The organism is uncultured Flavobacterium sp., assembly GCF_963925185.1.
Taxonomy (GTDB): Bacteria; Bacteroidota; Bacteroidia; order Flavobacteriales; family Flavobacteriaceae; genus Flavobacterium.
Genome location: NZ_CAWURC010000006.1, coordinates 60,935 through 71,402, shown reverse-complemented (window position 1 = coordinate 71,402; position 10,468 = coordinate 60,935). Strand labels below are relative to the sequence as shown.

The window sequence follows — 10,468 nt, the reverse complement described above, 5'->3', positions numbered from 1 at the left end:
GTTAAAAACGATTCTCGATACATTTTTTGTTCCGTTTTACTGCACAAAAAACACTCGAATAGACGTTTTTAATAATTACACCCAACGGGTTAGTTTAACTTTTTTTTACAACACTATATTTTTGCACTATAATTTATATTATGTAAAATAGAATTTTAATTCATAATTTAATCCCTCTTATTCATAAAATAACATTATTTTGATACTCTATCTTTCGTATGAATAATTTAATTTATTAAATTTACAATTAATTCTACTAGAAACAATATGAATACAGTTGCTGAACATATTGCTGATTTTTTAAAGCAATATCCACCATTTGATAATTTAACTTTTCAAGAGTTATCCGAAATCGCTATAAGTATTCGTGTTTTAAATTTGGAGAAACATAAAACTTTGTTCCAAATCAACGATGATTTGCACGATAGTTTTTATGTTATAGCTTCTGGAGTTATAAATTTATCTGTGATTGCTGATGCAGAAGATACAATATTAAATAAATGTGTTGAAGGCGATGTTTTTGGTTTGCGTCCGTTTTTTGCCAAGAATAATTATTTGATGACCGCTAAAGCACGTGAAGAAAGCATCATTTATGCCATTCCTATCGCTACTTTTCGTCCATTTGTTGCCAACAATTCGGAAGTATTAGATTATTTATTACAAAGTTTTGCCTCAAACACCAGCAATCCAAGTGAAAGTGAAAATTTACATGGAAAACTGATTTATGATAATGTCTACTATTCTGACCAGCAATCAGAAATGCAGTACTTTCAATCATTGTCTTATAATCCTTCTCCTTTAAGAGCAACAAGATCAAGCATTGTTCAGGAAGTTGCACAACTTATGGCAAATTCGATTACTAATAGTGTCATAGTTTGCGAAAACAACTTCCCTATCGGAATTGTTACTAACGTTGATATGTGTAACAAAATTGCCACAGGACGATTTTCAATTACAACTACTTTAGATAAAATTATGTCGTCACCAGTGGTAACCGTTGTCGAAAATGTTTCTTTGGCTGAAGCACAATTACTGATACTGAAACACAACGTGACTCATTTGTGTGTAACGCAAGATGGAACCGATAAATCGGAAGTCAAAGGAATTATTTCTGAACACGATTTGATTGTCGCCCAAGCCAGTAATCCCGGAGTTTTGATAAAAGAAATTAAACGTTCCAAGAGTTCAAAAGACTTGAAATCAATCCGTCATCGTCTAACAGATCTTATCCAAAAATCTATTCATAAAAACGTTCCACTTTCTCATATTAATAATATTGCAAGCGAAATCAATTTGGCCATAATCAAGAGATCAATCGATTTATCGATTTTAGATTTAGGCTCCCCTCCCGCCAATTTTGCTTGGTTTAGCATTGGTAGCCAGGGCAGAAAAGAACAATTATTGCTCACTGATCAAGACAGTATCTTAGTTTTTGAAGATGTATCCGCAGAGAAATATAGGGATGTCAAAGATTATTTCTTAAAGTTGGGGAAAAGAACTACAACAATTTTAGAAAATGTGGGTTATGAATTATGTCCAAACGGTCATATGGGTAGTAATATTATTTGGTGTAAATCATTGACAGATTGGACAAAAAAATACAATATTTGGATCAATACTCCCGGTGAAAATAGCAATGATATTAGTAGTATTTTCTTTGACTATGAGTTGGTATTTGGGGAGAAAAAGATTGAAGAAACAATTGAAAACATAATTTTCACTAACGTTCACAATAATACATTATTCTTTGATTTTTTAGGAAATAATACGCTACGAAAAAACTCCCCATTAAGCTTTTTTAAGAAATTTATTCTCGAAGAAGAAGGGGTTAACAAGGATAAGTTCGATATTAAAACACGTGCTTTAATGCCACTAATTGATGGTGCCCGTTTGTTTGCACTTAGTTATAACATTCGAAATGTAAATAATACCTATATGCGTTTCAAACAATTATCCATTACAGATCATAGAAACAGTGAAATTTACCTTAATTGTGCCGAAGCATTTTTGACTTTATCAAAATTTAGAACTTTAGAAGGTTTGAAAAATGATAATTCCGGACAATATATTGATTTACAAGAGCTATCTAAAGTTGATAAGGAAAATTTAAAAAACGCTTTGGCACCAATGAAAGAATTAGAAGAATTAATTAAAACAAAGTTCCAACTCACCCAATTTTCTTGATTATGTTAGAATGGATAAAAAATATTAACAAAGAACATCCTGAATTTTGGAAAGATTACGTTTCAAAATTTGATGAAAAATCAAACCGTTTTGTTGTTTTTAGTACTGAAACCTCGGGTTTAAACCCAAAGGAGGATGTGATTTTATCGATTGGTTCTTTTGCAGTAATAGATAATAATATAATCATTGGAGATAGTTTTGAAACCATAATATCCCAATATAAGTTTTTTCACAATAACGGTATTATAAATGAATTTACTTTAGAAAGTAAAATGGAAAAACTAATAGAGCCGGATGCAATACAGGCTTTTATTAAATTTATTGGTAACGCTATCTTAGTAGGTCATCACGTTGATTTTAATGTAGAAATTATTAACGAAGCTCTAGAAAGATTGGATTGTGGAAGACTAAAAAATGAAGCATTGGATATTGATATAATGCATCAAAAACTGAACGATATTAGTAATAAACAATTTTTGCTTGATGAATTATGTGACATATTCAAAATTCCAAAAAGCGATCGAAATTCGGCTTCTGAAGATGCTTATAAAATTGCGTTACTTTTCCTTAAACTAAAGTCTAGATTGGGAATTAAATAGAAATTATTCTTTCAAATATTCCGTGATGACTTATGGATGCTGGTTCTGTATATAAACTATCTTTTTCTATATAACTTGGAATACCATTTATTTTTTTGATGTTTTTACGATTTTCTAATGTTTTAATTTTATCAAAATATTTAGAATTATCAACAGCAATTGTATAAATATATTGGGATGAAATTTCAGTTTTTGTGTAATATACTTTGTCTTCTATCTGTACTTTTCCAAAAGATAGTCCATTGCTATTCTCAAAATTAAAACATTCCAATTGCAAAGGAAAATATCCCCGAATTAGTGTCTGACGATTGTAAATTTTATAAGCCGCTTCCTTCCTACTCCATAAATTCCAAACCATAATTTCTGGATTTCCGGAATTTAAAATCAACATTTGTTCTTTTTTAGTAAAGATTTTATTCAAAAAACCCTTCCTTTTCCAATTGCTTTCTTTTCTGGTTAATGCCAAATCTACAATGTCATTTCCTATCACTTTTCGGATAATTTAGTTTCAATAATCTCTATCGCTGATTGTACGTCTAACATTCGTTCCATCGATTGATTGTCAATTACAATAGAAAATTTTTCTTCAATATCTAAAATCACGTCGACTAAATTTGCAGAATTTATCTGCAAATCATTAATGAAATCAGTTCTTTCCGTAAGATTGTCAAATGCTTCCTGGTTTTTGATATAAGGTTTAACGATTACCTTTAACTTCTCGATAATTTCTTGTTTGTTCATCTATTATTTATATTTTTTAAAAATCACACATCCATTTACGTCACCAAAACCAAAACTGGCTTTTGCGATAATAGTCAATTCTTTTTCAATTAATTGTTGTGGAATTCGAGTTGCATCAATTATTGTGGTAATTTCAGAGTGTAAATCTTCACAATTAATATTCGGAAAAATAAATCCCTGATGCAATTGCAAAACCGAAGCAACACTTTCAATACTTCCCGCTCCAGACAAACAATGTCCAACCATTGATTTCAGTGAGTTTATATACGGAAAATTTATTCCTCTCCTATTTAATGCTTCGCTCCAATTCTGAATTTCCAAACTATCTTTTGATGTAGCTGTCAAATGGCCGTTGATGGCATCTATAGCATTGGGATAAATTCCCGCATTTTTTAAAGCATCCTTTATGCATTTTTGTACGGCGACTGGATTGGGTGCCGTCATGGTTCCAAGACCCCGTTGACCTCCAGAATTTACGTTTCCTCCAAGAACTTCTGCATATATTGTGGCACCGCGAGCCAAAGCTGTTTCCAAATCTTCCAAAACCAATGCTCCTGCCCCACTTCCTGGTACAAATCCTGATGCAGTCATACTCATTGGTCTAGAGCCTTTTTCTGGTGTTTCATTGTGTTTAAAAGTGCATACTTTCATTGCGTCAAATCCACCCCAAATATACGGCCCGGAATCGCTAGTACTTCCCGACAAAATACGTTTCGCCTGTCCTGATTTAATCCTTTCAAAAGCCATCAAGATACTTTCGGTTCCAGTTGTACAGGCAGAAGAGTTTGTTGTTACTTGATTTCCCAATCCTAGTTTTCCTCCCAAATAGGCACTTATGCCACTATTCATTGTTTGAGCAACAGCTGTACTTCCTAATCTTCGAGTTTGGAAATCGTCAATTTTATAAATACTTTCTCTAAACTTATCAATTCCAGAAGTTCCTGTTCCAAAAATAGTTCCGCTATTCCAATCTGGTTCAGCCTTATTTTCAATTGATAATCCAGCATCTTTCCAAGCATCAATTCCCGCAATTACACCATACAAAATACCAGTTGAATTAAAATTTCGAAGTTCTAATGCTGAGAAATATTCCAATGATAATTCGGTTGAGATTTCAGGTTTTCCAGCAATTTGACAAGAAAATTGAAGTCGTGCCAATTCTGGATCATGTTTTATGCCTGAGATTCCATTTTTAATTGCATTAGCAAACGCATCAATTCCTACTCCATTTGGAGCAACAATACCGAGACCTGTTATTACAACACGTTTATTCATTTATCTGTTTGTTATCATTCCTGCGATTGTTCCTGTGCAAACTACTTCTCCATTTTCATTTTTCATAACGACCTTGCATTTTAATTTGCCAAATCGAAAATAAATTTTCTCTGAAATCACCGTCACTTTTTCGTTTGGAAAAATAGGTTTTAAAAAATCTATATCATTTGATGTTAAGGCAATTAAAGTATTTTTATTAAATTTATCATTTAGCAAATAAATACCCAAGCATACCAACCCAATTTGCGCCATAACTTCGATCAAAATCACTCCAGGCGTAACAGGGTTATCCTTGAAATGTCCCTTATAAAAATCCAGATTTTGATCAAAAGCATAGGTGCCTTCCACGCCATTTTCATTTATTTGCAACAATTCGTCCACAAACAAAAACGGTTTAGAATACGGTAATTTTGATATGATTTCTTGGTTTGTCATTTTAAAATTGTAATAAAACCTTTTGAGCTGAAAATCCTGGGCCAAAACTCAGCATCAATCCTTTTGAACCCCGCTTTGGTTTTTTATCCATAATTTGCTGCAAAACATATAAAACGGTGGCGCTCGACATATTTCCGTATGATCGCAAAACTTCTTTTGTATCATCTATGTTTTTCCCTAAATCAGAAAATAGACTTTCCACAGTTTGCACAATTTTTTTTCCACCGGGATGAAAAATCAAATGGTCTAAATCTTCTGTTTTTAAATTATTTTTTGCCAAAAACGGATTAATAATATCCGGAAAATGGGAGGCAATCGTTTCTGGAACATCAATATCCAAAATCATTTGCAAACCTGAATTCGTCAGTTTAAAACCCATCAAATGTTCTGCATCATAAAAATGATACATTTCTTCATCTAAAATTTCAGGTCCCTCATCATTAATATGGGAAGAAAGTAGTACACAAGCTGCTCCATCTCCAAAAATCGCTGCACTAACAATGTTGGCCATCGAAAAATCATCCAATTGAAAAGTTGCCGTTGGACTTTCGACAGCAATAACAGCTGCCCGTTTTCCAGGATTTGCTTTCAAAAAATTTTTCGCATAAATAATTCCCGAAATTCCTGCTGCACAACCCATTTCGGTCACGGGAAGCCTAACAATATCCTGACGTAATTTCAATTTATTGATTAAATAAGCATCCAAGGATGGAATCATAATTCCGGTACAACTTACTGTGATAATATAATCTAAATCTTCGGGTTTCCAATTGGATTTGACCAGTGCCTTTTCAAATACTTTTGTACCTAATTCTATGACTTCACGAACGTAAATGTCGTTTCTTTCTTCAAAAGAAGTGTTTGTAAAAACCGCAATTGGATCCATAATGGAATACCTTTTGTAAACGGCTGCTCCTTCAAAAATTTTCTTCACTTTTCGGATAAAACGAGAATCTTGCCCTTCGAGCCAAGCATCAAGAAAGGGAATGATTTCATCTGTGGTTCTAGAATATTTAGGTAATTGCTTGGTTACAGTTTTAATTTTTACACTCATAGTTTTGAAATTATCCATTGATAACGGAAAGCCCATTTCCATTGAATTTTATAATTGGTGAAATTTAATTTTTTTGAAAAATTTACTAATTCTTGTTTTTTAAATCCTCTTAAAATAGAAACTAATCCATCTTCTCGCGACATGGCATTCAATTGAAATACAAAACATAACACTTGAAATAATCGATATGACAAGGCACTTCTATGCAAATCATTAATTACAACTCCTACTCTTGAATTGGCATTGAAAACAGCCATTAGTCGTGTGATTTTAACAGATTTGAAATGATGCAATGTCAATGTGCACAAAACGATATCGTATTTTAATTCTTCGAAAGTTTTTCCGAAAACATCTTCACATTGAAAGCTAATATTAGCATATTCTTCTGATAATTTCCGAGCGTGATTGACAGTGAAATTATTGGCGTCTATTCCAATTAATCGAAAATTTAAAGTGTGTTTTAAACCATAATCCGCTAATACTCGTAACATATCACCATTACCACAACCCACGTCCACAATAGTGATTTCGGTTTGATAGGGAATCTTAGCGATTAATTCCTGGACACCTCGTAAAGTTAGCTGGTTTCCTCCCAACAGCTGATTTATTTTGGCAATTTTATCCAAAGCATCGCGCAAGACTTCTCCTTCCATTGCGAAATCATCCATTATTTCCGGTTCGTCAGATCTATATTTGGTACTAATTGGCATCTAATTATAATTGATTTTTGTCATTGTTATTGCAATTGAAAAGGTTTGCCATGCGTCTTTTTTATGATTTTTGTCAATAACGATGGAAAAACAACCAATAATTGCATAAGAAATGACGATAGTTTTTCATTCTGCAATATTCTTGACAAAAAACGTCCTGTTGCAAGTCGGCTTTTGAAATTTTTATTCCATTCATATCTATAGTTTTCTTCTAATTCTTTTCTAGAAACAATTCTATTTTCTAGAAAATCTATAATTTGTTCAGACACAATTTTCGCACTATGAATCGCCATTGCCATACCGTTACCGCATAACGGATGTATCAATCCGGCGGTATCACCTATCATTAGAATATGGTTTTCGATAGCGTCTTTTTTCTCAAAACAAATTTGGCTTATCGTCAATGGTTTTTCAAAAATCATTGTGTTTTTTTCAAAAATAGTTTTTAAATTCGGGTTTTTTACAACAACTTTCAATTGAAATTCCTCGATGTTCTTGTATTGTTTGAAGGTTTCATAATCGGCTAGATAACAAATATTAATAGTGTCATTTTCCACTTTTGAAACGCCGCAGTAACCTCCTTTAAAATTGTGTAAACCAACCAATTCATTGGGGAAATTTCCAGAATAATGTGCTTTCACGGCCAGCCAAGGTGATTTTTTTTGAAGGAAATTACGATTTAGTTTTTGATCTAAATTGGAACGTTTTCCAAAAGCTCCAATAGCTATTTTTGATTTTAATCCTAAATTATTAGCAGTAGAAATGTCAAATTTGTTTTCACTAAAATGAATATCGGTCACAGTATCCTTAATAATTTGGCAGCCATTTTCTATGGCTTTTTGGAACAAATAATGATCTAAAATGTAACGACTTATTCCAAATCCTCCAAGCGGTAAATGGGCTGAAATGATTTTTCCTTTTGCAGAAGAAAATTCTAATTTATTAATATTCGAAGTTTTTAAATCGGAAATATTCAATCCCAATGATTCCAAATAAGGCAAAACTTCATTGGAAATATATTCTCCACAAACCTTGTGTTTTGGAAATTCATTTTTTTCAATAACGGCAACTTTTAACCCAAATTTCGATAAATGAATGGCACTTGTAAGGCCAGCCAATCCTCCACCAATAATTATGACATCGAAATTAGTTTCCATAAGATTGCTAATTTAGTAATTTTCTTAGCAATTTCTGAACATTATTATCTTTAAATTATGACATAAAAAAAGCAAAATAGAATTTCTATCTTGCTTTTTTATATTTAGGGATTACACCACTTAACATTCTAATTTTTTAGAAGTTAAGTAGATGCAAAGCAACAATATCTTTTTATATTTTTAATACGTTTTAACTAATTCAAAATATTATAAAACCTAAAGATACTGGGCAAATCCCATCACACAAATAGTGTGATCTATTATTATCCAATTTTTTTCATAGCCGTCATTGATTCTCTCAACCACGCTCCTACTTCCTCGATAGGATGTTGACGAATTTCATTGTTCACTGCAATAATAACTGTGTTTTCTACACCATTCGATTTTGTAAATGGTTTGCCAATTACATTTGTGTCAACTGTTTTCATAAAATCAACTAATAATGGTTTACAAGCGTGATCAAATAAATAACAACCGTATTCCGCAGTATCAGAAATGATTCTATTCATTTCGTATAATTTTTTTCGAGCTACAGTATTGGCAATCAAAGGCAATTCGTGCAATGATTCATAGTAGGCCGATTCTTCGATAATTCCTGATTGTGTCATGGTTTCGAAAGCTAATTCTACTCCAGCTTTTACCATTGCAATCATCAAAACCCCGTTGTCAAAATATTCTTGTTCTGAAATATGAGCTGAAGTTGGTGCTGTTTTTTCAAAATTTGTTTCGGCAGTGGCTGCTCTCCAAGTCAATAAATTGATATCATCATTTGCCCAGTCAATCATCATGTTTTTAGAAAAATCACCAGAAATAATGTCATCCATGTGTTTTTGGAACAAAGGACGCATAATGTCTTTTAATTCTTCGGCAAGTTCGAAAGCTTCAATTTTAGAAGGATTATTCAAACGATCCATCATGTTGGTGATTCCGCCGTGTTTCAAAGCCTCGGTAATGGTTTCCCAACCATATTGAATTAATTTTGAAGCATAAGCGGGTTCGATTCCTTTTTCGACCATTTTGTCAAAACACAAAATAGAACCTGTTTGCAACATTCCGCAAAGAATGGTTTGTTCTCCCATTAAATCCGATTTTACTTCGGCAACAAAAGAAGAATTCAAAACTCCCGCTTTGTGACCACCCGTGGCAACTGCATACGCTTTTGCTTGAGCAAAACCTTCTCCATTTGGATCATTTTCAGGGTGAACCGCAATTAAAGTGGGTACACCAAAACCTCTTTTGTATTCTTCACGAACTTCAGATCCTGGACATTTTGGAGCGCACATAATTACGGTGATGTCTTTACGAATTTGCATTCCTTCTTCAACGATATTGAATCCGTGCGAATAAGCTAAAGTCGAACCTTTTTTCATCAAAGGCATAATTGCGGCTACAACAGCAGTGTGTTGTTTGTCTGGGGTAAGGTTACAAACCAAATCAGCCGTTGGGATTAATTCCTCATAAGTTCCCACTTTGAAACCATTGTCTGCAGCGTTCATAAAAGAAGCTCTTTTTTGTGTAATAGCTTCGGCACGCAAAGCATACGAAATATCTAAGCCAGAATCTCTCATATTCAAACCTTGGTTCAAACCTTGAGCTCCGCAACCTACGATAACTACTTTTTTCCCTTTAAGTGCGGATATTCCATCTACAAACTCGGACTGATCCATAAATTCGCAAACGCCTAATTGTTCTAATTGTAATCTAAGAGGTAATGAATTGAAATAATTTGCCATTTTCTAATTGTTGTTTAATATTTAATACTTTTTGGGGTTTTTTCCCTTTTTTTAATTCCTATTTTAAATCATCTAATAATGTTGAAATTTCCATTTTTTGTTTGGAAACCGAAATTCTTCCTGAACGTACAAATTGCATAATTCCGAAAGGTTTTAATTTATTATATAATTCTTCAATTTCGGAAGGCTTCCCCGATTTTGAGATTACAAAAAAGTCTCTTGAAACAGTCACAATTTCAGAATAGCTTTCTTTTATTATGTTTTGTATTTGCCTTTCATCGAATAACAGTCTAGAATCAATTTTAAAAATTGCACTTTCGAGGAAAATGGTTTCTTCATCAATGTGGTAAAACGCTTTGATAACTTCTATTTGTTTTTCGATTTGGCCTACAATATTTTGCACCCATTTTTCGGTGGTATCAACTACAATGATAAATCTAGAAATGTGTTCGATTTCTGATTCGGATACATTTAAACTCAAAATATTAATGTGGCGTTTCAAGAATATTCCAGAAATTCTGTTTAATAGGCCAACGTTGTTTTCTGAATAAACAGAAATGGTGAATGTTTTATTTTCCAT

At 32.7% G+C, this 10,468-nt stretch carries 11 protein-coding genes; 2 read left to right on the top strand and 9 right to left on the bottom strand.

Features of this window, described 5'->3' with window-relative positions:
• Positions 1 to 267 precede the first annotated feature (267 nt).
• Together AABM59_RS01860 and AABM59_RS01855 are read left to right on the top strand one after the other, a co-directional pair.
• Positions 268 to 2,184 carry a DUF294 nucleotidyltransferase-like domain-containing protein gene (locus AABM59_RS01860; RefSeq protein WP_338407289.1) on the top strand — a complete coding sequence of 639 codons (1,917 nt, stop codon included), beginning with the start codon at positions 268 to 270 and terminating at the stop codon, positions 2,182 to 2,184.
• Positions 2,185 to 2,186: 2 nt separating this feature from the next.
• The gene (locus tag AABM59_RS01855) at positions 2,187 to 2,783 is read left to right on the top strand and encodes a 3'-5' exonuclease (protein WP_338407288.1); all 597 of its coding nucleotides are present in this window, start codon (positions 2,187 to 2,189) and stop codon (positions 2,781 to 2,783) included.
• On the opposite strand, the gene AABM59_RS01850 is transcribed toward AABM59_RS01855, so the two are convergent.
• From AABM59_RS01850 to ilvN, 9 genes are all read right to left on the bottom strand, one after another.
• On the bottom strand, positions 2,776 to 3,273 hold the full coding sequence (locus tag AABM59_RS01850; protein ID WP_338407287.1) for a 4'-phosphopantetheinyl transferase superfamily protein: 498 nt from the start codon (positions 3,271 to 3,273) through the stop codon (positions 2,776 to 2,778). The genes AABM59_RS01855 and AABM59_RS01850 overlap by 8 nt on opposite strands.
• Positions 3,270 to 3,524, bottom strand: a complete 255-nt coding sequence (locus tag AABM59_RS01845; RefSeq protein WP_338407286.1) for an acyl carrier protein — start codon at positions 3,522 to 3,524, stop codon at positions 3,270 to 3,272. Before AABM59_RS01845 ends, AABM59_RS01850 begins: the two co-directional genes overlap by 4 nt.
• 3 nt (positions 3,525 to 3,527) lie before the next feature.
• Complete coding sequence (locus AABM59_RS01840) at positions 3,528 to 4,799, bottom strand: beta-ketoacyl-[acyl-carrier-protein] synthase family protein (RefSeq protein ID WP_338407285.1); 1,272 nt, start codon at positions 4,797 to 4,799, stop codon at positions 3,528 to 3,530.
• Positions 4,800 to 5,234, bottom strand: a complete 435-nt coding sequence (locus AABM59_RS01835) for a FabA/FabZ family ACP-dehydratase (RefSeq protein ID WP_338407284.1) — start codon at positions 5,232 to 5,234, stop codon at positions 4,800 to 4,802.
• A 1-nt stretch (position 5,235) separates the two neighbouring features.
• Complete coding sequence (locus AABM59_RS01830; protein WP_338407283.1) at positions 5,236 to 6,288, bottom strand: type III polyketide synthase; 1,053 nt, start codon at positions 6,286 to 6,288, stop codon at positions 5,236 to 5,238.
• A complete protein-coding gene (locus AABM59_RS01825; RefSeq protein ID WP_338407282.1) occupies positions 6,285 to 6,998 on the bottom strand; it encodes a methyltransferase domain-containing protein in 714 nt (237 codons plus the stop codon). The genes AABM59_RS01830 and AABM59_RS01825 overlap by 4 nt, the downstream gene beginning before the upstream one ends.
• A gap of 26 nt (positions 6,999 to 7,024) precedes the next feature.
• Positions 7,025 to 8,155: an NAD(P)/FAD-dependent oxidoreductase gene (locus AABM59_RS01820; protein WP_338407281.1), complete on the bottom strand. Its 1,131-nt coding sequence runs from the start codon at positions 8,153 to 8,155 to the stop codon at positions 7,025 to 7,027.
• Between the two features lie 263 nt (positions 8,156 to 8,418).
• Positions 8,419 to 9,888 (bottom strand): ketol-acid reductoisomerase, encoded by a 1,470-nt coding sequence (gene ilvC, locus AABM59_RS01815; protein WP_338407280.1) that lies wholly within the window; start codon positions 9,886 to 9,888, stop codon positions 8,419 to 8,421.
• Positions 9,889 to 9,946: 58 nt separating this feature from the next.
• Positions 9,947 to 10,468, bottom strand: a complete 522-nt coding sequence (gene ilvN / locus AABM59_RS01810; protein WP_338407279.1) for an acetolactate synthase small subunit — start codon at positions 10,466 to 10,468, stop codon at positions 9,947 to 9,949.